The 26,339-nt window shown below is 54.2% G+C and carries 6 protein-coding genes and 1 pseudogene; 2 read left to right on the plus strand and 5 right to left on the minus strand.

The annotated features are described in order from the left end of the window. Nucleotides 1-129 precede the first annotated feature (129 nt). Nucleotides 130-465, plus strand: a complete 336-nt coding sequence (gene tnpB, locus EAE92_RS15865; protein ID WP_214068774.1) for an IS66 family insertion sequence element accessory protein TnpB — start codon at nucleotides 130-132, stop codon at nucleotides 463-465. Nucleotides 466-559: 94 nt separating this feature from the next. After that, nucleotides 560-1,810: pseudogene (gene tnpC / locus EAE92_RS15870) on the plus strand (IS66 family transposase); the annotation flags it as partial. Nucleotides 1,811-2,137: 327 nt separating this feature from the next. Here tnpC and EAE92_RS15875 read toward each other — a convergent pair. The 5 genes from EAE92_RS15875 to mcf all read right to left on the minus strand — a co-directional run bounded on the left by EAE92_RS15875 (nucleotide 2,138) and on the right by mcf (nucleotide 25,862). Then, entirely contained in the window at nucleotides 2,138-11,749 is a 9,612-nt protein-coding gene (locus EAE92_RS15875) for a hemagglutinin repeat-containing protein (protein WP_214068775.1), read from the minus strand. A gap of 21 nt (nucleotides 11,750-11,770) precedes the next feature. Continuing rightward, nucleotides 11,771-14,266 (minus strand): two-partner secretion domain-containing protein, encoded by a 2,496-nt coding sequence (locus tag EAE92_RS15880; RefSeq protein WP_214068776.1) that lies wholly within the window; start codon nucleotides 14,264-14,266, stop codon nucleotides 11,771-11,773. Between the two features lie 60 nt (nucleotides 14,267-14,326). Beyond that, nucleotides 14,327-16,003: a ShlB/FhaC/HecB family hemolysin secretion/activation protein gene (locus tag EAE92_RS15885; protein ID WP_214068777.1), complete on the minus strand. Its 1,677-nt coding sequence runs from the start codon at nucleotides 16,001-16,003 to the stop codon at nucleotides 14,327-14,329. Nucleotides 16,004-16,890: 887 nt separating this feature from the next. Next, entirely contained in the window at nucleotides 16,891-17,085 is a 195-nt protein-coding gene (locus EAE92_RS15895) for a hypothetical protein (RefSeq protein ID WP_214068778.1), read from the minus strand. Further along, nucleotides 17,070-25,862 (minus strand): insecticidal toxin MCF, encoded by an 8,793-nt coding sequence (gene mcf, locus EAE92_RS15900; RefSeq protein ID WP_214068779.1) that lies wholly within the window; start codon nucleotides 25,860-25,862, stop codon nucleotides 17,070-17,072. The genes EAE92_RS15895 and mcf overlap by 16 nt, the downstream gene beginning before the upstream one ends. Between the last annotated feature and the right edge of the window lie 477 nt (nucleotides 25,863-26,339).

Below are 26,339 nucleotides of genomic sequence, written 5' to 3' on the forward strand. Positions count from 1 at the left end.
ACTGCCCGCCCTCTTGCCGGTTTCACTCCAGCCTGACGACGCGCCCACCGTCACCCTGCATACCCCAGACGGCTATGCCATCGCCTGTCCATTGACGCTGTTGCCTGACGTGATGCGGGTACTGGCCCGATGCTGAAACCGCAACAGCTCTTTCTGGTGCGAGAGCCCGTCGACATGCGCCGGGGCATCGATGCCCTGACTCAACACCTCGAGGGACTGAATTTGCGCTGGCAGGACGGAGCCGCTTTTATTTTCTGCAACAAGGCCCGCTCCCGTCTCAAGGTGTTGCGCTGGGACCGACACGGCGTCTGGCTGTGTACCCGCCGTCTGCGCCGGGCCCATTTTGTCTGGCCGAAGCAGGGCGAGCGCAGCTGGGTGATGACGCCCGCCCAGTTTGACTGGCTCATCCGCGGCATCCACTGGCAACAAGTCGAGGGAGATGACCTGTCCGGCTGGCGAAGCTAATTCCGCTATCCCGGTCACACTTTTACCGGATAACGACGGGGAATTATCCGGTACACTGTCGGCATGACGCTCAATGACTTAATCGCGCTGGATGACCCCGGCCCAGCCTAAACGTCAGCCTTTGCCGGCGACTTTACCCCGTGAAGATATCCGGCTGGCGCCGGAGACGGAGAGCTGCCCGGATTGCGGTCATGCCCTGCGCTTTTTGCGTGATGAAGTCAGTGAGCGACTGGAATATCGCCCCGCGACGTTTGTTGTCCGGCGTTATGTCTGTCCGCAGTACAGCTGCGCGGCCTGCCAGCGAATTCATGCCAAAGCCCAGCCCGCCCATCTGATTGAAAAGGGCCTTCCGGAGCCGGGGTTGCTGGCTCAGGTGGTGGTCGCCAAATATCGTGACCACCTGCCGCTCTACCGTCAGCAGCAAATCTATGCCCGCAGCGGCGTGACCCTGGCCCGCAGCACCCTGTCGGACTGGGTGGGGCAGGTGGCGGTGGCGTTGCAACCCTTGGCCGATGCCTTGAAGCAGACACTGCTGACGTCCCCCGTGCTGCATGCCGATGAGACCCCGTTGCCGATACTGGCCCCGGGAAAAGGCCAGACCCAGCGGGCTTACCTGTGGACGTCTGTCACCGGCTCCGATACCTCGCCGGCAGTGGTGTACTATGAGCTGCATCCCGGCCGCAGTGGCCGTTATGCCCAGAGCCTGCTGAAAGACTGGTCGGGCGGCACGTTGGTGACGGATGATTATGCCGGTTACAACGCGCTGCATGCCCGGGCGGATATCACCGAAGCGGGTTGCTGGGTCCACGCCCGCCGTAAATTCTTTGACCAATACAAAGCGAGCCAAAGTTCGGTAGCGAAACAGGCGCTGGATGGCATTCGCGACCTGTACAAGCTGGAGCGAAAAATCAAACACCGGCCGCCGGATAAACGGCGTCAGTGGCGACAGCGTTATGCCCGGCCGTGGCTGAATGAGTTCCGGTCCTGGTTGCAGACGATGCAGACCCAAACGGCCTCCCACTCTGGGTTACGCAAAGCGATAGATTACACGCTGAAGCGCTGGCCGGCGCTGGTGTGTTATCTGGATGACGGCCGGGTGCCGATAGACAACAACCGGGCGGAGAATGCGGTCCGGGGTGTGGCGCTCGGGCGAAAGAACTGGCTTTTTGCGGGTTCACTGCCCGCGGGGCAACGTGCCGCCATGATAATGAGCCTGTTGGAAACCGCCAGAGCCAACGGACATGAGCCCTGGGTCTGGTTACGTGATGTCCTCAGCCGGCTGCCTGTCTGGCCGAACAATCGGTTGAATGAGCTGCTGCCCTGGCCTGAGAATCCCTTCCGTTAACATCCCATTTTGTTGTTATCTCACCACGCAAGGTGAGTTCACCGGAACATTACAGCTCATTTACACTCTCTCAATAACAAAAAAATCCCAGCTCAACAGCTGGGATCGTTCTTATCGGGTAACTAACGAATATCAAATAACCAAAGCACAAAGCCGACTAGAAATCCAGATGTACTGACTTTCAAGTACATACTAATGTTGCTACTAATGAAGTGGAAAATTTCTTTTCCACCTCCAACCCAATAGCCAAGTGTTGCAGCTAGTATGCACATAAAAAATATGAAGAGAAAAAAAGAACAAGATAAATACAACAAAGCTAATATAGACTTATTTTTTTTCATCTTGTTGCGCCTTATCTTTTATAGCTTTCCCCATGCTATCGTTAAATATACCTGATGTTACTGAATCACCAACGTTACCAGCCACTGATGGAATTGAACTTTGTTTCACAGGCTTTGTAATTGTCCAAATCCCGATTGGTTCCCATTCAAGTTGCTTCGATATTGGATTGAGAATCTTCTCCATTGGGATTTTCAGAACATTACCAGCCGCATATCCGACACTGGCTCCGCCTTTACTTATTATTGCATTCAAGAAAGGATCATCTCCTTTGATTTCTGCGGTGTAATAGCCGCCTACTGCATTCCAGGTAACGGTTGGGTTATAATCTTTCCCTGCTGTGATAGCGCCGATAACACCTGCTCCAATTACATCAGATAACTTCACTTCTCCTGTTGTGCCATATTGAATAGCTGCATTTACACCACTGGTGACGCCTGCCGCAAGTAGCTGCTCTTTCCCTTTCGCCCCCTGAATGATTGCCTTTGCACCAAAGACCATTACAGGCCATGAAGTTGGATCTAAGGCGACAGCGGCAACTCTGTTAGAAGTGGTAATATTATCCTTCAAAAACTGCAAATCCTTACCATTCAAATACTGCACTATCTTGATGGCGTCGGGATCTTTTAATTTCTCTGACAATCGAATTTGTAACGATCCCTCATCAAGCGCAACATTCGTATTTACTTGAATAATTTCTTCATAAGTCACGCAGGTAATACCACCTCCTTTGCATTTTTCCTCTAATTCGGCACTATTCTTATTGCTGATGTCTAAATACTTCTGAATAACTGCACCGCAGTCTCCTCCTTTGGCCTTACACTCGGCCAACTCTTTATCAAAACGGTGGCTTTCGTCTTCATAAAGATAGTTATTCTCAATCGCATTCTTCGCCGTCTGCGCCCCGGCTACACCGCCTGCTGTCGAATCCGTTGCCAGTCCCGCTGCCAGTCCTCCCGCCAGTGTCGCCAGATTACTGACTTTCTCCTTCTCATCCGGCGACAGCTCGCCCGGTTTCTTATCCGGGTAGAGCACACTGGCAATGGCCGACGCCGCTAATTCACCGCCTGCCGCGCCCACCGCCCCCGCAGTGGCAGAACCACCCTTCATTTCGGCAATCACCCCACCTAAAATCGCGTGGGCCGCCAGATTGGTGGCTTTTTCTTCCGCCGTCAGTTCATCATAATGTTTTTTACCATTATAGGTCAGGTTTTTCACCGCATTCGCCAGATACGGTGCCGCACCAGTGGCAATCGCGGCCTTAATATCACCCCCGGCTAGTCCCTGAAGTGCGCCGACCACGGCCGTGACAGCCTGACGCTTCGAGCTGCCAATATCAGCACCCTGATCTTTTATGGCACCGTCATAAGCTATCTTATATGCCCGATCAGCAAGGCTTTTTGCATCGATTGCTTTACCTTCTTTCTTCAGTTGCTCTTCAGCATCCTGTTTCAGTTTCAACTGCGTTTGTGGATCTTTCAGCTTTTCCGTCGCGGTTTTCGTCGCCTTAATCGCCTCATGGGTATTGTAGATATCCATCACCTGGACACCGATTTCGGCGATAGCCTGCGCCTGTGCCAGCCGTCGTTGCTCCTTCTCCTTGTCGAAAATAGGTGTCAGACCGTTGGCGGCATTTTTCGTATCACGACTCAGCTCTGCTATATCCTGTTTTTGCCTGCCCTTATCACGCACGATAATCGTACCGTCTTCTACTGCCGCATGAGTCGTGGACGATTGACTGTCGCTCCTATTGGTGCCCGCCAGCATATTTGACGTCATGTTGGACGTCAGCTGGCTGCCAATCGCGCCACCTGTGCTAACCCCCACACTCTGATGTTCAGTCTTATACTCCGCTTTATTTTCGATATTACTAAAGCCCAACGTCCCAGTCTCCAGACGGTTTTTGTCTTTATCTGCCGTACTGGCAATCACCGCACCATCCAACTGGGTATGCTCACCGACCTTGATATCAAAACCGCCCTGGCCTGCAAAGATACCCGTCTGCTCTTTCACTGAGTCAAACTTACTGTGCATTTTGTCACGGCTGGCATTCACACTTGCCGAACCATTCATCGAACCATACGTAAAGCCAGCGCCAGCGCTGACATTCTCCTGTTTGCTGTCGTAATTGTCTTTGTCCTGTTCGCTTTGCAGGCGCAAGCCACGGCCGACATCGGCAGTCACTTTATCCCCGCTGATCTGTGCCCCTTTCAGCGTCGTATCCTGCCCAGATTTTAGGGTGACCTGATTACCCGCATCGACCAATGTTTCAGTGTGGGTCACCCCGTCGCCTTTTTCATGGCCTTTGCCTGCATTGACGCTGGCAGAGAATTTAATACCGTAACCGCCCTGCCCAGCAGTCAGCCCCACACCGACACTGCCGCCTTTGCTGCTGTTTTTACCTCTGGTAGTCTGGGTATTTTCGGCAGATTCCAGCACGACATCACGTTTAGCGTCCATTTCTATATCACGACCCGCTTTCAGGCTGCTGCCTTTGACCAGAATATTGCCGCTGTCAGCAACCGCATTGTTTCCGGTGGCCTTGATGCGGATATCCTGCCCCGCACTCAGGCTACTCCCCTGCGATTGTGTCTGTTCAGTACGGGTTTCGGATTTCGATGACTGGCTACCGTAAGAGAGCTGAATACCGATGGTGTCGTTCGGTTTGTCGGCCTTACCGCCCGCCTGATTAATGGCATCAGCTTTCGCAGACTCCGCCTGACTGAGCTGCCAGGCCTGATAACCTTGTGCGCCAGACAGTGCCGCTTTAGTGCCTTGCAAGGCTTTGAGCCGCCCGTCACTCTCTTTTCTGGCCTGCTGTGCCGTGCTGACCGCAGTATTGAGCGCACTGCCCACCGTCCCTGACAACGCCACGGTTAACCCACTTTGTTTCGACTCGAACGTCTCCGTCCGAGTGCGCTTGTCATACCCCGTGTCAATCTGCACGCTGTCGCCGGTAATACTGAGATCCTTGCCCGCCACTAGATCCGCACCGCCGATATGTGCGCGATTGCCAGCTGTGATGCTCACATTGCCCTGGCTGCTGCCCACCGTGCTAACGCTCTGGCTTTGCGTAGTGCCGTCTTCATTGATCTGATGACGGGTGGACTGACTGCCCACGGTAAAACCAATTCCCCCGCTGTTAAGCAGTCCGCTCTTTTTTTTCTCTTCCAGCAAATAGTGGGATTGGGTTTCAGTGGCCGCAGTGATATCGACGTTGTTACCCGCCTGCAAGGTCACATCCTTATCCCCGGCTATCGCTGATCCACTCACCGCCAAGTCGTTGCCCGCCGTGATGCTGATGCTGTCGCCACTGAGCAGAGTGCCTTTCTCGCGGGTGACGCTATCTTCCTGTACCGTATGGCTGCTGCTCTTCGATAAGAAGCCTTTTTTCTCTGAACGCTCTTCCGAGAATTGATAATCACGCTCAGTGGCACTGTTAAGCGTAATGTCCTTTTTCGCCCGCAGCGCAAGTGCGCCCCGCTCACTGTGCAGAGTACTGCCCGTGACTGTAATATCCCTCTCATGGGCCACGACTGTAATGCCATCACGCCCGCTAAAGGTGCTGCCCACAGCGCTATCGCTGATAGTCTCCATTTCCCTCTGACTTTTCGTGCTGCCTTCACGCTTGCGCTCACTATCCTTGTCGGTAATGTGCTGACTGGCGTCCTTAATGGTAACCGCTTGTGCGCTCAAACCGATACTGCCTGATTGACTGTCAACCTGAGTCCCTTCAGCCACTAGGTTTTCTCCCGCCCGAATTGTCACCTCTTTATCACCGCTCAGTGTACTGAGGTGCAGTCGGTCTTCCTCACGACGGTTACTCACCGATGAAGTGCTGCTGTTGGCTTCCAAATGTGTGCGGTTGGTAGTGGTTTCCGCCAGTAATTTCACGTCCCCACCTGCCTGCAAGCGGGTAATTCCCCCAGCTTTAGCCTGACTCCCTTGCAGAGTAATGTCCTGCCCAGCGGCCAAGCTGAGGTCGCCACCGGCATTCAGCGTACTGCCAAGTGCCTGTTGCCACTCACCGCTAACCTGCGCCATACGCTTTCCGGGGTCCTCCATACCGCTACTGCTGCGATTGCCCATCGCTCCCGAAATCACCTCAAGGTCAGCCGTGGCAGTGCTTCTGGCCGCAGTGATATCCAGATTGTTGCGCGCGTGCAGACTGAGGTTCTGCGTGGCGCCAAGTTTGGCCCCTTGCAGCCGGATATCCCCGCCGCTGAGGCTGAGTTCACGTGCACTCATCGTTGCCTGACGCAACGCATCCTGTAGATTGGCGCTCAGGGTAAGAGTATCCGCCTGCACATTAATGCTGTCTGCACGGATATCGCCGCCTTGATGTAGGAACTGACCGGCGTCAATGTTAAGCGCCTTATCAACAAACAGATTACCGGCGTTGTTGAGACTGTTCGCTGACAGCTTCAGATTGCCTCCGCCAATCAGGGCGCCATCTCCAGTGAGCCGCAAAGTAGTGTTGGCAAGATAGACCTTGGGCACCCACACTGTCTGCGGGCCGGTGGCAGTCTCGACCGTCTCACTCACCAGCCAGATGATATCCTGCTGCAACGCCGCAATTTGCGTCGGCGTCAAAGCCACACCTGGTTCCAGATGGAAATCTTTTGCCACCTTGACACCATTGTTCATCAGCGACTGGTATTGTTCCATAGCATCTTCGCCGTGCACAGAAGGACGACCCGTCAGTTTGAGCACCTGCTCACGTACCAGACGTTGTTCATAGAACCCGTCACCCAAGCGTTTATGCGCCTGCACCGGGTCATATCCCACTCGTTGCAGCAGGTAATCGCTGCTGATAAACCGGCTTCTGCTGGTAAAGCGTTCGTCGGTCACCACCAAATAAGGACTCCCTTCAGCCGGGTGCTGACGGAACAAACCGTTATTAGGGACAAATGTTGCCACACTGCCGAGATGTTGTTTATTGGTCAGTGCCAGTTCGGCCGGCGTGAGTGGCCGGTTGTTCGGTGTAAGTGGCTGGCTACTCGGCGTAATCGGCTGAATGTCTGGTGTGAGCGGCCGACTTCCCGGCGTGAGCGGCTGGATATCCGGTGTAAGCGGCTGACTGCCCGGTGTGAATGGCAGGATATCCGGTGTGAGCGGTCGGCTACTCGGCGTCAGTTTCGTATCTCCCGTCTGCCAATCCTTCCCATCAACCGTCACCGCCAGAGGATTACGTTCCCATTCCGCACGTTCGGCCTCCGCCGCCTTCTGTGCCGCACCGACGCTACTGATTTGCGCCTGATTGACTGTGGTGTTTTCCAAATGTGCGCCGTTGATAGTGACGTTACCATGCCCTGTGATGATACCGTCAATGGTGGTCAACGCTCTGGTCTCGTCACGGTTGAAGGTTGGGTACCAATGCCTGGTGTCCCTGTCGTAGTGATCGACAATGTACTCTTGATACCGTTCGTTCACCGAATAGCCCCGGTTGGTGACCTTGCCGTCGCCTTTCATCGACAAATCGCCGTTGGCACTGAGGGTGCTGGCGTCATTGAGCAGCTGATCAGCAATGCGCAACACCATGTTGCCGCCCGCCAGAATATGGGCACCGGTACCCGCAGACATCAATTTGTCCCTTGTCACCGTCCCGGTTGTCGAGCGTTCACGGAAATTATTGTAGTCAGTCACAAAGGGCGCATCTGCAATGTCGACATGCTTCTCCGGGTCCCATTGCTCAATCCGCCCCCGGTTGTGCTCGCGCCAGACCGTGTTGTGATAAGGTGTCGGCACCGCATGTTGACGAAAACCGCGCATCTCATAAAACGTCATGTCGTAGCCGCCGTCGCTGCCCGGCGTCAGAGCCAAGTAGTTCACCCACAGCTCACGCATCTTCCCCCTGCTATCCTTCACTCGCACCTGCGCTCGTTTGCCGGTAGCATCGATAGCCAGTAGGGTACCGTAACGACTATTTTCCACCGCAGCGTCATCGCGGAACATCAGACGCTGTGTGGTAGGCATTACGGTGTTTTTGTCGGTATTGACCGTCGAACCGTAAGAGCGCCAGTTGTAGTTGTAACGGTGCCATTTGTAATCGCTTTTTTCCGCCTCACGCGTGATGTCGAGCCCTTCGCGCAGGTTATCCAGCCGTTTGGCCTCAACCCAGATATCCCCGTCAGCCTCAATGCGACTCGCACGATTCTCAATCTTGTCATCACTGCCAAGATGTAGAGTACCGCTGCTATAGATCAGGCTGCCATCCCGGTTGGTCAGACGCTCGCCGGCATGCAAGTTCAGACTCTCCGTGGCGGCGATCACCGCATCGCGCCCATAGTTGTCGATGACCCGGCTACGCACCGTGATGTCATCACCCATGATGGTCGCCGGGTTGTCCAAAATGTCGCTGGTGAGCATCATGCTGTCGGCTTCCAGACGCCCCAAATTGCGCAATGTCCCAGTGGTCAGTTGCAATGTTTTCCCGACCAAGGCACCTAGGTTGGTGAAATGGGTGCTGTTGACAATCAGGTTACCCGGCAACAACCAGTCGGCCTGATTGGTCAGCACACCGGCAATAGAGAAGGTCATCGCCCCGTTACTGCTCAGCGTATCGCCGATCCGATGGGTGTAGTCTTGTTGCACGGCAAGCGTGAGCGCCTGTTGGCTGAGCAATGTCCCGCCTTGGTTATTCAAGGTGTGGGCATTGACCACAAGCTGCTCCCCACTCTGAACGGTACCACCCTGATTGAATAGTGTCAGTACAGAAGGCGCACCGGTGTTACCGACATTGATGTTGAGTATTTTGTTGGCTAAGAGATACCCCTGACGATTGTCCAGCACGTTAAGGTGCGACAGCGTTAGGGCTCCAGCGCTTTGCAGACGTCCTGCGGTGTTGTCCAGCTCGCGAGCAGTCACGTCGGTGTGTATCGTGCCCAACAGCAGCCCGCCTTCGCGGTTGTTCAGTCGATCGGCCTGCACAACCAGCGCATCCTGGCTGGTGATTTTCCCCTGCCCGCTGTTATTGAGCTGCTTACTGCCGAGACGCATCGCCTTGGTTGATATTAGCTGTCCTGCCTGATTGTTCAGCTGTTCGCCACTGAGTGTTAGCGTGTTGTTGCTGTGAACTTTGCCATGCTGATTATTGAGCACGTTAATGCGGTAAGTACCAGCACCTTGGCTGATAATCATGCCGTCCGGGTTATCAAGCCGACTCGCGGCAAGCTCAAGAGCGCCCCGACTGCTGAACACCCCCTGCCGGTTATCAACCCGTTCAGCCGATATCTGCTGGTCGCCGTTGCCTCTCACCATACCTCGGGTATTGTCCAACAATCCCAAAATGCGCAACCCAAGCTGCTGCTGGCTGTCCATCGAACCCATCTCGTTCAGCAGCAATTGCGCATCAAGCTGCATATCCCCACCACTTTTCAACTTACCCTGACGATTATCCAAGGTATCGTTTAAGGTCAGCTGCATCTGCTTCTGGCTGTAGAGCAGGCCATTTTGGTTGTCCACACCCTGTGCCGTCACAACAAGACCATCGTCGGCCTGTAGCTTCCCACCGGCGTTCTGTAATCTTCCGACCGCTGTACCCTCTTTAATGCCCTGTACATCCAGCCGTCCCTGGGCGCTGATTTTACCAACCCGATTATCAATATCCTGTGCCACACGTAACACCAGCGCGCTCGCCGATTGTAGGATGCCTTTTTGATTGTTCAGCTCGCTTACTGCAAGCGTTGTCTCCTGCTGGCTCAGCACGTTGCCCTCTCGGTTGTCAAACCAGCTACCCGTGGCGAACCAGCTACCTTGACTACCTATCCATCCCTGAGCGTTAAGAATATCTTCCGCACGCAGGGACTGCTTCAACTTGCTGAAGATACGACCATTGCTGTTATTTAGTGCGCGAGTGAACTTCATATCAAGCGTGTCCAGTACCTGAATTTCCCCCTGCGCATTGAGGAGGCTCTGAGCATTCACCGTACTGCTCCCGCTACTGGCCAATCTTCCGCCTTGATTGTCCCAATTGCCTGTTAGATTTAACGTCAGTTCTTGCAGGCTTTGAATAAACCCTTTCTGGCGGTTGGTTAGCTGCCCGCCTTGCAGTGACATTGCATCACGGCTGAACAATTTGCCCCCGTCATTGTTCAGCTGGCTGTCTGTACCGCCCTGCCAGTTGAAATGCTGCTGCGCCGTCAAGGTGCCTGCCTGATTAATGACATCCCCCGTACTGTTGAGCGTCAGGCCGCCACCCGATTGTAATTTGCCGTCGGTGTTGTCGATGCCATGTACGGAGACTACAACCTGCTTGCCTCCTTGTGCGATGCCGCCGCGGTTATTCCAACTGCTGTTGGTGCGGATATCCAACGCATCACCAGCCTCGACAAACCCTTGCTGATTGTCAATCGACTGATGGGCGGCAAGCTGCAAACGCCCCTGACTGATCACCTTGCCCTGCGTATTATTCAGGCTCTGTACCATCAGATTCAGGTTTTCTCCGCTCATTTCTCCGGACTGGTTATCAACACTGCCGGTAGCATTCAACGTCAGTTCCTTCTGGCTCTGAATAAACCCCTTCTGGCGGTTAGTCAACTGCCCGCCTTGCAGTGACATCGCACTGCGGCTGAACAAGTTGCCTGCGTCATTGTTAAGCAGACTGTCCGTACCGCCCTGCCAGTTGAGGTGTTGCTGCGCCGTCAGGGTGCCTGCCTGATTAATGACATCCCCCGTACTGTTGAGTGTCAGATAGCCACCCGATTGTAGTTTGCCGTCTGTGTTGTTGATGCTATGTACGGAGACTACAACCTGCTTGCCCCCTTGTGCGACGCCGCCGTGGTTATTCCAACTACCGTCCGCGCGGACATCCAGCATATCACCAGCCTCGACAAACCCTTGCTGATTGTCAATTTCTTGATGGGTGCCAAGCTGCAAACGTCCCCGACTGACCATCTTGCCTTGCGTATTATTCAGGCTCTGTGCCGTCAGATACAAGTTCTCACCGCTCATTTCTCCTGACTGGTTATCGATGCTGCCGGTGGCGTTCAACGTCAGTTTCTGCTGGCTCTGAATAAACCCCTTCTGGCGGTTGGTCAGCTGCCCGCCTTTTAGCGACATCGCACCTCGACTGAACAATTTACCCTCATCATTGTTCAGTAGGCTGTCCGTACCGCCCTGCCAGTTGAGGTATTGCTGCGCTGTCAGGATGCCTGCCTGATTAATGACATTCTCCGTACTGCTGAGCGTCAGGTCGCCACCCGATTGTAGTTTGCCGCCGGTGTTGTCGATGCCATGCACGGAGACCACAACCTGCTTGCCCCCTTGCGCGATGCCGCCGCGGTTGCCCCAGATGCCGTCGGTGCGGATATCCAGTGCATTACCGGCCTCGACAAACCCTTGCTGATTGTCAATTGACTGATGAGCGGTAAGCTGCAAACGCCCCTGACTGATCACCTTTCCCTGCGCATTATTCAGGCTCTGTACCGTCAGCTTCAGGTTTTCGCCGCTCATTTCTCCGGACTGGTTATCGATGCTGCCAGTGGTGTTCAACGTCAGTTTCTGCTGGCTCTGAACAACTCCCTTCTGGCGGTTGGTCAGCTGCCAGCCTTTCAGCAACATCGCACCGCGGCTGAACAATTTGCCCCCGTCATTGTTCAACAGGCTGTCCGTGCCGCCCTGTCAGTTGAGGTGTTGCTGCGCCGTCAAGGTGCCTGCCTGATTAATGACATCTCCCGTACTGTCGAGCGTCAGATCGCCACCCGATTGCAGTTTGCCGTCGGTGTTGTCGATACCATGCACGGAGACTACAACCTGCTTGCTTCCTTGTGCGATGCCGCGGCGGTTATTCCAGCTGCCGTCGGTGCGGATATCCAGCACATCACCGGCCTCAACCAACCCTTGCTGATTGTCAATCTCTTGATGGGCGGCAAGCTGCAAACGCCCCTGACTGATCACCTTGCCCTGCGTATTATTCAGATTCTGTGCCGTCAGCTTCAGGTTTTCACCTCTCATTTCTCCGGACTGGTTATCAACGCTGCCGGTGACGTTCAAGGTCAACTGTTGACCAGCCAACAGTCTGCCCTGACCGTTATTGATATCCGCCCCCGACGTGATGCTCAGTGCCGACTGACTCTGCAACGTACCACGCTGATTGTCGATTGCCTGACGGGTGTCAAGCTGCAAACGTCCCTGACTAACTACCTTGCCCTGCGTATTATTCAGACTTTGTGCCGTCATATGCAGGTATTCACCGCTTACATCCCCAGACTGGTTGTCGACGCTACCGGCAGCGTTCAAGATCAGCTGTTGACCGGCCAGCATTTTGCCCTTGCCGTTATCGATATCCGCTCCCGCCGTGATGCTCAGTGCTGACTGGCTCTGCAACGTACCGTGCTGGTTATTCAAATGTCCAGTCTCAAGAAGCAAATTACCGTTGCTACCCACCACCCCGCCGTCACGATTGTCCAGCAGGCCGCTCACCCGCCAGTGTTGCGCCGTGCCGTCAAGCGCCACCAGACGTCCTTGTCGATTGTTCAGGGTAGCGGCATTCAGGCTAAGTTGCCGGGTTTCAATGCTGCCTTCGGTGTTATCCAACACACCGGTCAGCGCAAAACGACTTTCCCCAGCATCAACCTGGGACCAGACAGCCCCTTGAGTGAACAAGCTGTCAGCGTCAACCGCCCAACGGCCAGCACGTACCTGCGCCTGCTGCGCCTCAATATTGCCCGAGGTGTTCACCGTGAGTTGTCGGCTGTCGACCTTTGCCTGTTGCAAGGCAACGCCGCTGGCTTGTGCCGTAATCACGACACGGCTGGCCGCCAGATTGCTTTGGCTGACATCAACCCTGTGACCAGTCACGCTGACATCGCTTTTACTCAGCAAACTGCCTCTAGCTTGGATATTGCCCTGGCTGCTCAGTGTCAAATCCGCCTTGCGCGTCAACGTGCTGTTTACATCGCTGCCTGCCAGCAAATGCCCGCTGCTCTGAATGCCTCGGTCAGATGCCAACTGGATGTCGCCAGCTGCCGCCAGAGTACCTGACTGACGAATGTCGCCTTCGCGGCTTTGTACGACAAGCTGCCCGCCACTGTGTAGTTTACCGTGATGTTCAATACCATCTCTGGCGGTCAGGGTGACATCGCCACCAGCTTGAGTGACGGCCTCCACAGCCTCCGACTGCCAACTGAGCCGACCTTCACTGCTTACGATCAACGTCTTGCCTGCCTGCAAGTGTCCCCCATGATTACGCACACCTACACCCGCATCGGTGCCTATCATGCGAATATGGCCGCTATACATGCCGCCCATCTGTCCCATGTCTATCGCTAACTCAGGAGCCTTGCCATCCGCGCCCAGCGGCATAACCGTCTTACCATCCGCACTAATACGGTTTCGGCCCGCCACCACTGAAAGTTCCTCTTTGGCCCAAACGCCAGCATTCACTGCCACCGCACGTGCCAGAATATCGACATACTTGGTGTCATGGCGAGGATCACCGTTGAGTCCTCCACTCCCAATATGCACCAAACCACGCTCTACCTGATACCCCGCCAGACTGCCGTCAGCGTTCAATTGCGGCTTACCGGTGGTCAGCGTCATGCGTCCGGCATTGATGGTGCCACAACCGTTGCACACAATTCCCGATGGGTTGGCCACAATCACCTGCGCTCTGCCACCGGCCACCTCCAGAAAACCCCGCAACTGGCTGGGGTTGCTACTGTTTACCTCATTGATAATGATCTGGGCCGGCGCTGCGTTCGGGTCAAGCCGGGGGTTGCCCTGTATCATCCCTGCCAGTTGGGTGGAGGTCATTACCGCTGAGTTGTTGAGAATGGCGCCTCTCTGGTCAACATCAAATTGCTTGTAGGGATTATGCGATATCCCTGCCCGGTTAGGTGCATTGATATTGACCTGCGGCAGGCCGTTTTGGGTTACTATGACTTCCGGCCGCCGGGCGTGCGCCGCCTGTTCGTCAGCCATGATGCCGCCAGCCGACGCTTGCCCGGTAAACAGTGCCATCCCTAGCAACCACACCGCACGACGCACCGTCACCCACAGGCGCGATACGCCGCAGCGTTGCCCAGCCGTAGTATTGCAGCCGCGAGCCAGTTCCGATACCACCCGCAATTCACCGTGCGTGCGGCTGTAAATAAGGCAATAACACTGTTTGTTCATAAATCATGTCCGAGTTAAATAAAAGGCAACGTGTGCTTGTGACAAGGTTGACCGGCGTCATCAGATTTCTAGGTTGACACTGAAACCACTACTCACGCCCGGGGTATGAAAACCTTTTGGCTTGTAGAGCGGTACCCCGGCAAACAGGTCGTAATGGAACCGCCCCCACAACGTGCCACGTACACCCAAAGCGCCGCCCGCCAGCTGATGCCCGGCAAGATGACGAGTTCCCGGTCCATCTACACGACCATAGTCTGTTGCCCAGTAAAACTCGTGGCCGCGCGACAACACATTCCAGGCCAGCTCATTACGCCAAAGCAATCCCTTTTCACCGGACAACATCTGCTCGCCGTCAAACCCGCGCACGGTGTAACGCCCGGCAATAGACATCCGGTCCTGCGGCGTCAGAGGATGTCGGCTCCACTGCCAGCGTACGCTGGTGTAATAACGCCAAGGCTGCTTACCCCAAGCGAGAGGTATATTCAAACTGACATCGCCCAAGGCAATGCCGGTACGGGCACTGCCCCCGTGATAGGCTTCTTCAGGCGCCGGCAAGGCCCCAAACGCTCCAGTGCCCCGCCGCCAGTTGGTGTTAGCGTCTAGCGTGACATTGCCAAGGTAGCTACGCTGGCTGAGTCCGAGTTCCCAGCCAGCAGTACGGCGGCGCTGTTGTTCCATCTCGACGCCATTTACAGAATTCGTAGAATGGCGGTGAAAGACGCGCATATTGAGGGTAGTTTTATGCGACTGATTGCGAAACAGCAGCCTAGACACGGTAAATTGCGCATTCTCGCTCTTGCCGCGGTAAGTCAGCACTTGGCTGACCTCGGCGATATTCTGGTGATAGGTGTAGTCGTTGTAGTTAGCGGAAAAAGACCAGTAGCCAAGCGGGAAGAAGTAGTTAACGGTACGGGAACGGTTACCAAAGGGGCCGTGCTCAAACAAATCCTTGCCGATGTTGGCATAAAACAGGTCGTTCTGGGCAAAAGGCGCATCAATCGCCAGGGTCACTGATCCCAGATAGCGGCCTGTGCTTTTGGCGCCACTGTCATCAAGACTCAGACTGAGGCGAACCGGGAGCCGACTTTCTTTCCAACTAACCAGCAGGTCACTGGTGGCTTCCTGCTGACTGGGTACAATTTTAATATCAGCCTCAGCACTGGGCACCCGTTTGAAATTTTCCAGCGCCTGCTCAATATCACGCAGGTTGAGAATATCCCCGGATGCGGCAGGCATGGCATTCCATAACCGCCCACGCCAGGAGGTCGACTCATCAAAGTGGATGTTAGCAATGCGGCCAGGTTGGAGCGTCAGCGTCAGTACGCCCTGAGTCAGATCCTGCTCCTGCACCATCACACGGGTGGTGACGTAACCTTTTGCCAGAATGGCGTTCTGCACCTTGTTGATAGCCAGCAAAATCCCCTGCCTGCCTAGACAGCGCCCTTTAGCGTCTTTTGCTGCTTCCAGCGCCCATTGAAAACGGCTGGCAGCATCCCCTTCCAAATGCAGAGCGTTGATGGTAAAGCAGGGATGCTCACGATCAGGATAATCAGGCAGGAGCACGTCGGGTCGCTTGAGCCGCACAGTCGGTGCCTTTGCCTCTAGACGTTGTTCTAACGCTTGTTGTTGCTGTTTCTGATGAATAAAGAGTTGGTCATCTGCCTGCACAGGCTGAATAGCAAATACAGCCCATCCGGCCAACCCTACGAATATTTTACCGCGAGTTACCGTTGCCATAGTTGAACCAGTACAATACTTAATTATTATTTAATAGTTTTAAGGGAAATATTAGGGGAAGTATTATGGTTGAAGGTGTTTTATTTTCAAGCCATGAGACTGATAATTAACCAAAAAGGCGAACATTCAGACTAACCAACTGTAATCATGCAACAAAACGGTAATAAACTAACATTAATGAAACGTATTATATGTAGTATTAAGCATATTCATCTGAGTTTTACATGTCGCAAAAACAAAAACATGACAAATATAATTAATAAAAATAATAAATTAAGCAATTTACTAAGTATTTTTCAGAGTATTCTGACGGGAAGAAATCCCATCCTTTTAGACGAAAAACGCGTCCTGCTATTTTCCTTTCGATAACATCTTCCGCATCAACACCTGCCCAAACATCCCTTGCAGATTGCCTTGCCTATGCCCCCCTGATCCATCATGCTCGTAATATCACCTATCCGAACACTGGCCCATACCAAGGCCCCCAGCCAGCGGGCTGTTTCCCACCATAATGTCAGGAAATTCAACGCAAACACGACAAAAGTCAGCGTCAATATGGTCTTAAATTCTTAGGCAGCAAACAGCAGGATCAGCGGTATCAGGATATACAACGCCACTAGGATCACCACCTACATCAATTGGCAAAGCCTGACGTACCGCATCAAACATTAGGCAAAATCGGTTTGATTATCCCCAGAACACTGACCATTGAGGTCAATATCGCCAGCTTAGTCATCACACCCATCACACCTTTAGAGTCGATGATCATGAGTTAGTTATAAGAGATTACATCAGTTCAAAAAAACTCCCTATCTTGTGACAAGGTGTTTAATGACCTGCTTCTACAGAAGAAATGATTCGACCGGAACCCAGAGACAGGAAGGGCTTTATGCCCCTCCTGTGGTTTCTCCTGTTAACTCAAGATAGCGAAGCCAAGTACCGCCTGTCGGCTTAACAGTTTTGCGGCAGGCTCTCGCGAACGCCGTCACCCCACTCAACTTAGCCAGACCAGAGCCTCCATGTCCGTGACCGTGACCGAGACGACAATATCCACCACCATCACCAACTACTGGATGGCCCAAGGCAGCTCGAACAAGCCAATATTGGCTGCTCCCAGCTTGGTAAAACCCTTGACCAAGTGATCCACGCTGATCACCGACGAGGAACCTTCCAGCTCGATTTGCAGATGCCGGTGCGTCACCGCCTGGCTACCGAACACCTTGCGCATCACCAAGGCTGTGCCATTGTCCGAATCGGTCAGCATCAAGTCATCCTCGTGACGGCTAACGAGGATTTTTTCCGCATCAACCGCCAGTATGATCAAACGATCCAGAACATGGTTCGGATCATCGTTGTCAATGACAACCGTACGGTAATACGACCACATCATCTGGCTGAGGCGGTAGGTATCGCTACCGGCGCCACCATGCAACACCACGCTATCGACACCCGCGATCAGCATTGGGCTCAGATCACCCTTGCCCCCATCTTGAAGCAACAGCGACGAACCAATGCGTTCGACATCGGCGTAATGATTCAGCTTCTGCGCACCGCTCTCCTTGACCTGGTACAGCATCTGGTCCGTTGGGTTGTACACGTACGCGCCCTTCTTCCCGACAGCAATGCCGATAAAACGCAGGTTGTCCGAAGCAGAGATTCCACCGAGGGAGAACACCTGACCACTACCGACATCGAACCAGCCTTGTGTATCATCACCTTGCAAGGTCAGCACGCCTTTGACTCGCCACTGACCGGCAACCTCAGCAAGTGCCTGTGACAGACGGACGAGGTTGTCCTGTTGCCAATCTTTGTCGACAGCAACCAACTGCAATTTGCCGTCATGAGTTCGCAGCAGGATCTCACCCTTAACGGTGGTCAGGCGCAGCCCGGCATCGACTTGTTCCGCCGCCTTGAGGTGAAGTTCAGGCTCCAGCTCATTGGCCGCAGGAAGTTGCGCCGAGGCTTCAAGCACCTCGTCGGTACCGAACGCGGCAGCCAGCGCATCGGCAGTCATAGCTGGCTGACGATACAACTTGCCGCTGGCGGGTTCGAACAGTCGCGCACTGGAACCGTCCGCTTCAAAACCCAAGAACTGCGGATGTTTGTCTTGCAGAGCGGCCGAAGCGACGACTATCTGACCGTTGTGGCACCACACCGGCAGCAAGCTCTTGCCGTCGGCGCCCTTGACCCCAAACACCGCCAGGGTAGCTCTGCCGTCTGTGACACTGGTCAAGTCCTGCCACCAGTGGATACGTCCCTTAAGCCAATGCTCGTTGACCGCTGCGTAGCTAAGCTGCCCCAGTGCATCAAGCCGGGCCACACGCCCGTCTTCGGTCACCACGATCAAGTGACCGTTCAAATTGATCACGTTGGTCAAGGCTGGCGTAGTGACCCGCAATGCGCTCGGCTGGTTGGCGTCGAGTACTTCTTGCCCTGGACCTTCTTGACGGAACAGGGTCTTTTGCTCCTTGCTGTAGAAGAAAAACACTTCCTTGCCACCGAGCAACGGCATACTCCCCGCTAACACCAAGTCAGCCGGGATCTGCCAAGCACTGCGGGTTTGTTCATGTGCTTCGAAATGCAAGGTCTGATCCGCTGGCGGCGCCAGATTCGGCTTGATTAGCGTACCATCGCTGGTGCGTATCCAATAGCGGTGCGGCACGCCAGTCGCATCCACGCCGAACACTGTAACCAGCGCCGCGCTGGTCGGCTGGATCAACCGTGCGCCCAAGGTATACATTAGGGTCCCGCGCTGAGTGCTATTGCTCCTGTAGCCCTGGAGTATGGCCTCAAGCTCATCACCATGCCGACCGATGCGTGCCGAAAGCTGGAGCAGCGCATCATCGCCCACCGCACTAACCAACTCCATTCGGTCACCGATGATCCGATAGCCCAGTTCAGCCTCCCTCTCCTTTAGCCGATAACGGCGCGCCAAGTAGACCACATCTCCCTCCTGCCAGAACCGGCTGATATGGCCCGCATTCTGGTTGAACCAAGGCTCAAACTGTGCGTCGACCTGTCCGGTGGCGATGTCTACCCGCCACGCCACCGCGTTGTCGGCGTCGTAGAAATAAGCATAGTCGCCCATCACCGCCCCCAGTTGGGCACGTCTGGCCTGTTCATTGGTGGTGTCAGTGAACAGCATGCGGTCTTTGGCCACGTCGTAGAAAGCCCGACCAACATCTCGCCCTTTGTGTCTGTAATTCTCCACCACCACGTACTGACCGTGTAGCTGATGCGCCTTAGCCAAATCACTCAGATGCTGCTCGATTCGCTGACCGGGCACCTGCCACTTGCTCGCATCTTCGCTTATTACCTGAGCTGTCAGGCTAGCGAAATCGACTTTGCGCACCTCCCCCTTGCCGTTGACTACCAATACCTGACTGTTCTGAGCCAGATAGAGTTTTATCACAACCTCCTTGCCCTTCTCGCCGACCAACAGTTGGTCCTTCGACACGCTGATGCTGTCGCTGGCGAGCTGGCTGCTGTCGATGATCCACGTACTGGCAACATCGCTGGTGAGATTAACCTTAGCGCCTTCGTTAAGGCCGATCAGGTATTCGCCGCCCGCCCCCTTGATCTCATAACACAGAAAGCCGTGCAGCTCTTTGGGCAATTCGGGCGCCACGAGTTGCCGGTTGCGCTGATCGAGCACTACCTCGATCGGAGTGTCGACGTACTCATGATGAATCCTGCGAATCGTCTCCTCCCCCGGAAAGATGTAGAAGTCGTAGTCGAACCGCTTGTCTTCCTCAAGCCTGCGGATCACGTCAAAGCCAGCGTCGTGGCGAGTGGTGGCGCCGGGAAGCAGCATGTATTCGTAGCTAATGTAGGACTTAGGTGTGCCCGGCAAGATCACAACGTTGCTGTCGCCGTGCTCAAGGGGTCGGGAAACATCCTTATAACCAATGCCGCTGCGTACTTCGATCGCCTGACCACGGTCGTGGACCATTCGCGGAAAGTCACCGACCCAGAAGAAGTAATTGATTTTCCCTGAACCAGTAGAGCCGGAATGGGTGCGGTAGATGTACTGGCTGTCGAAATCGATCTGATTCTTACTCAGATCTAAAGTCTTGATCACAGCACCGGCCAAGGGCACCAGTACTTGTTTCTCGTTGTCATACCGATAGCCATTGCCTTTGTACGCCTTGTCAACCGCATCAAAGTAACGGCCCACCGCCTTGGCATCCTCGGCGACCGCACCAAAGGCTTGAGCCAGCGCCGTAAAGCCCACCGCGAGTCCGCCAAGGATCACTCCGGCCCCACCAAGTATCGCCCCGGCCGTCGAGGCACCGACCAACCCGGCCCCTATGCCGGCTGCGCCAGTGACAAAGCTAGCCGAGTCGAACGCAAGCTGGGTGCCGAACACCGCCTTCTGCACATCATTCTCGGCATGGGCCAGTTCATAAGCATCCAGACCGATCATGGCTCCGCCAAACAACACGCCAACGCCTTCGTTGACGGTGTGGCCCAGACTCAAGGCAAATTCCTTAAACGACGTTTGGGCAGCCACCACTTCGCCGCGCAGTGCCGTACGCACTAGTGCCGTGACTTTGATCACGTCCTGCACGCCACCATGAACCATCTGGACAAAGTTAAGGTAGCTGTGGACTTTGAGCGCGGTAGCCAGATCAGGCGAAGCCATCCCGTTTGCAGCATCATGACGGTTCTTGTCAGAAAACCACTGGATCAACGCCTGTACCGCAAACCCGGCATTTAACCCATCCACCGGCGCGGCCTCGCCAACCCCGCCGCGCGGCCGCATCCGTCCACTCTCCAGAGTAAAGTGCTCGTTCAGTACACTCATGTGATCATCGACGAAGCGCCGGAATTCGACGAAAGTGCTATCATCAGTGTCCAACCAGCGGGTCTGCTCGGGTTGATCACGGTTGATGAACTGGACTCGGTAGCGGCCTTTCCCTTGCTCTTCGGTGGTAGCGATGATCGGTAGCCAGCGGCTGTTCAGTTGGTGCTCTTGCGCCAACTGGATACTGGCGGCTTCGAACCGTGCCCCCCATTGCTCGGCATCAAAGGCTTGCAGCGCGGTGCCCAATTGCAAGTCTTCCGTGATCCGCTCTTGTGCACTCATCACCTGCTCGACCTGGCGCCGTTGCCCGATGACGCTGGACAGTTCCTCAAATCTGGTCAGATCAGCCACATTCAGACCATTACCCACGGGTACCTCAGCCATTTTGCCGGTATCGATCTCAATCAGGTTGAAGGCCGGTGCCGACTTGCTGCCGAACGAGCCATAGTGCACGGCGAGTCTGCGCCCTACTAAGTGTTGCTCCATAGCCCTGGACAAACTTTTGGTGTTGTCGAAGGCAAAGATCCCGACGTTCGGGTCATAAAAGTAGTAGCGACGGCCTTCGGTCGTGACAGCGCTCCCGACCATCATTGAGTGATTCTGGGTATTGAGCGCGAACATCGAGGTTCCGGTCGTTGCAGCCAGCCGCGATACCACTTCGGACAATCCGAACTGCCCTAGTTCCGTGGAAGCCTGAACAGCTTCGACATTGGAATGCAACTTGATCAGGCTGTTCCTGAGGAGCGTGGAGCTGCCCGCCTGAGGGTCGGCGGAGGCGAAGAACAACTTTTGTACAAGGCTGTTGATGCCGATCTCACCGCCACTAGCCAATGCCACAGTCATAGCCCTGACCAAAGGGTAGCAACGGCCGCCAGATCGGTCACCGACCAGCGACAGATAAAAGTCTTGTGGCACCAAGCGGTCGAAGACACTGCCGGCGTCATGGAAATCCTCGCTGAATACCGCAGTCTGCCGCAATACCTTATCGATGTACTCTGCCCGGCTGGTTTCGGTGATGCGGCCGCTCAAGGCGCCCCGTTGCTCGGGAGTGAGTTTTCCCTCAAGAAACAGGCGCTTCATCTCCAGTGCCGACATTTTGTGATCCACTCCGGGGAGCTCGATCTCACGGAAGTTTCGCAAGCCATCGCTGAATCCAGTGCCCCGCGCCCCGCGCTGATAAGCTTCGGAGATAGCGTAACGTTCACCCACGCTATCAGATCGCTGCTTACCCCCGCCCTGAATGGCTGTATCGTCAATCCGTACCACCGCAGCGCTGCCGTTTTTGGTCTTGATCTGCTGCCAAAGCCAGCTTTGTTCGACAAAGCCCGCTTCACGCAGGACCGTATCATATTGCGCCTTGTAGTACTCCAGAGTGATATTGAGCTGCTTTATCTGTTGGTTAATTAAGTCGCGCCGAATGGTATTGCGCCGATTCTCATAGAGTTTGTTTCGCTTATCCACCAACTGCCTGGTATCAGCATTGATCCTGTCATCAACCTCGGCGCACAGCTTGGTCCACGCGGCAATCGCCGGGTGATCAGAAGAAAACTCACCCTCTGTGTATACACCGTCGGAGACTCCTGAGATTGATACCCCGAACTGGGTGGCTACCTTCTTCAATTTTTGATGAATTTGCTCGCGGTAGGCGACGAATTGGGCCTGATTTCGTTCAACCACTTGACTGTCCGCCATCTGGATCGAAAGCGGCTCCTCGTCGTCACGCAGCCTCAGCCGGAGCATCTGCCCATCCCGCTGATATTCCTGACGCTGGAACACCAACCGCCATTCATTATTAACGTACTGCATGTACGCCGCAGCGAGGCCCTCCGTGGTACCAGCTATCTGGTAATCCTTATAATCCACTGCCATGACCACGTTGTCGTACAACAACGAACTGTTCACTCGACCGTCGTGGTAGACCCGGAAGGTATTAGCATCAAGACTAGTCATCACCAGCGAGCCGCCCGATAGCGTCCCGGTAAACAGAAAGTTCCCCGCGATTGTACGTTTGGGAATGTCCACATAGGCGGGTACCGCATTGGCTTGGTTCGGGCCGTTATAGCCGAGGAAGTACGCCGGTATGCTGCTTGAGGATATATCATTGGCGCTTTGCTCAGTGTACTCAAGCTCATACAAGCCTGATCCGACCTTCACCAACTGAGCGCTCCCCTCTGCCGGGAGGCGCCCCGATCTGACCAGCGCCTCAGCACTGACAGTGTGTGTTTTGGCGAATAATACAGGATCAGTGACAAACTGATGAATGTCGGCACTGCCTTGGCGGGGTTCAAACCCATCACCTACAGACGTCAACCCAGCCTTGAGCTCGAGATCCTTCACCGCCTGCCCCAACAGCGCCGGTCTTGGACCAATGCGGGTAAAACGCGGTGGATGGAACTCGTCAGCTGCCGACAAGCCCTGATTGATGATCGGCAAAACGCGCGCCATCCCTCCGTCATACAGCTTACCCTGTAATGCCTTCTTGCTGCCTTCAGCGCGGTACTTGTCAAACATCTGCAACATGTCCCTGCCGATACTGTCCGCGTCCTCCGGTTCATAACGCGCAGCGACGTAGAAAGTTTCGAAGAACGAATGATAACCGTTACGTATCATGAAAGCCGCATTGGCCATCTGGAATTGCCAATACTGCCTGACGTTCAACGCGCCACCGAACAATTCCGGCAAGGCATTGCTGACCGTCTGGGTGGTCCCGGAAATCCCCCCCACGAACGGGGTGTCCAGGTCATTCATATAGCGCGTGGCGTCATTCTTGGGGTCCGGATGGAACTGGTTGTAGCTGCGGTACTTATCATCTTTGATTAGGTACGAACCATCGTGATATGCCTGTTCCTCAGAGCTGGTATTGAGGATCAGATATGGGTCGGGCTGATTCAACCGGTTATTGATCATGACTTTGCTGGCACCCAGCGCAGCGTGAGGATTGACCGGGACCGCGGCTTTGGAAAAGCTATCGGCTACCGGGCGCAAGGCATGGAATAAAATTTGTTTGCGCAGGCTCCTGCCCTCATTACTCAACAGCGCCGCCTCAACCACCGGACGCAGTTGCGCATCGGCATTCTCAAGGCCCTGTGGACCGGTCAACAACAAGGTGAGCAATTTGCCATCCAACGAGCGCTCAACCTCTGCCTGATCGAAAACATGGACTTTCGGATTGCTTGGATGCTGTGCCGCGTTGGCACTGGCGACCCGCTGGGTTTCCGCTTCGACGGCCCGAGTACGCCATTGTTCGTACAGCGGTGCCAGCAACTCCCTGGCCTGGGCAATATCACTTTGCACATAGCCATTTTGCAGAACCTTGACCACAGCCGGGTTTTTCACCATTCTCGTCGCCAGCCTGAACAATAACGGGTCATTATCTCTGCTTCGCCAAACCGAAGCGGCGAACACCTGTTCCCACAGCACCTTATTCAAGTTATTACCCTTGATATCGCGCATGTTGTCACGGGGGTACTTCGGCGCCAACACCCCTGCGGGGGTGATGTGGTTACGTTCAAGCAAACGCACTAGTTGTTGCACGAACGCTGTACGCTCGATGCTGCCTTCAAACAAGCGACTGGCCTTCATACCGCCGCTACGCAGTTGTTCCAACTTCTCGAAAAATGCGGCGTTGTATTGATACAGTGTGTCAGTCTGTGCCTTGCTCAAGTGACTACTACTAACCTTGTCGCCATCAACGCTCATCACCCCAAAAGGCGTCGCGGACAGGTGGTCGTTGTCCTGAGGCATTTCCAGCAAGTACTGACGACCGGCAAAACCTACCGACCGTTCCAGCTCATGGATATTGACGAAAAGCCCGTCACGGTCCGGATGGTAACTACTCTGGCGAAACCCCTCCAAGCCGATAGTCCGAAAGCTAGCGATATCAGCATTCTGGTTGATCAGGTCACTCAAAGCGCTTGCCAATGGCACTTCACGGGTGATGGTAGTATTCGGAGCCTGGCCGGACACCTGAATCCCGATCTGATTCGGCACCTTGCGGTCAACGCTAGTCAGTAGCATCTTGCGACCGTTACCCAGCAACTGAGCCTTGAAACCTCCGCGCAAGGTGCTTTCTGAAACCAGGTAGTTGGCGAAGTACTTCTCGACGAATTCGGTTTTGACCAGCACCGAGCGAATTGGCGTATAAGTCGGCGAACGAAAAGATGGCGGCTCATTTTTGAGTCGGTATTGCTGTTGCCAAGCCAGTGAACGGGCGGCGGTACCGAAGGAAAAGTTGAGTACCCCATCCGTCAGCACGACCAGCCTGCCGTTCTCCAGGAAGAAGTCTTTGAAGCGGCCATCGGTGCTGGCATTAACTAGCGCGACATTCATGCGGATGTAACCAGGACGCTCCTCCATCATCAGCAATGAAATATTTACCGGCAGATCATCGGAGGCCTGAGGCACCTTGGTCAGCGCGCCGAGAGCGGCGGCCTCTTCCGTAGCAGATGCCTTGAGCAAAGCGTTGTAGCGGGCATTGACATCCTTGTAGGCTTGTAGCTCAGAAAACAGCGTCACATATTTTTGGCTGAACGTGGAATCAGCCACTTGTATGGTCAGTTGTTGTTCCAGACGCTTGATTTCGGTATCCAACTTAGCCTGCTTGTCCACCGCGTTTTCTTTCAATGTCGTCGCATTCAGGGGCTTGGAGTCGTCGGGACTGAGCATGACCAAGACCTTACGCCAAGTGCTATCAAAGTGCGTCATGGCCGTCTGCTGGCGGCGGTATAACAGGATGTCACGGTCCAGTTGCTGCTTGTAGGCGCTAATCGCCGGCGTACCAGGCACACCATTCATCTGCTGCCGTCTTTTCTGTAACGTCTGCAACTGGTCGCCGACAGAAACGGGGTTGTCCTGCATCTGAAAATATTGAGCAGCCAGCACGCTCAGAGTGCTCTGCTGCATTTCCTGTAGCCGCTCGTCTACCTGCCTGATGTAGTCGGTACGCTCATCAGGACTCATGTTGAACCATTCGGTTTGACGACCCGCAGCCTCAATCTGTCCATCGATCAGGGTATTGAGCAGGTTCGTGAAATCTTTGGATATAGAAACCATTGCAGTGATCCTCTGTCTGTTTTTATAAGATCGGGTCAAAGGCAAATGTCATTTTATGCCTCCTTATTTTGGTGATAATCGCAGGTCATGGTTCCTTAGGTTCGTGAATATTGGATAGTCAACATTTATCCTCTCTATAGTTATGGTCATAATTATCTCCTTTATTTTCCGGCTATATTACAAACCACATTAATAATAACCTTGGATTATAGTCACCCAAGGATAGATATAAATATCAATTATTAATAACATGAATTATTTATTAATATAATTATTTTCATGCAAACATATTTTTGAATCATATTGTTATGTTTTTTATAAGACGTTGAATAAATAATGACGGATTTTAGGAAGGTTATTTATTAGTGGGTTTTTGTATCTAATTTTTACGTTAAAGAGCGATATTTAAAAATTTCCACTGCAACTATCAAGCAATCCAAATTAATATAATGTTTTACTATTAATCGATTAGGTATC

The organism is Photorhabdus hainanensis (assembly GCF_018448965.1).
Classification (GTDB): domain Bacteria; phylum Pseudomonadota; class Gammaproteobacteria; order Enterobacterales; family Enterobacteriaceae; genus Photorhabdus; species Photorhabdus akhurstii.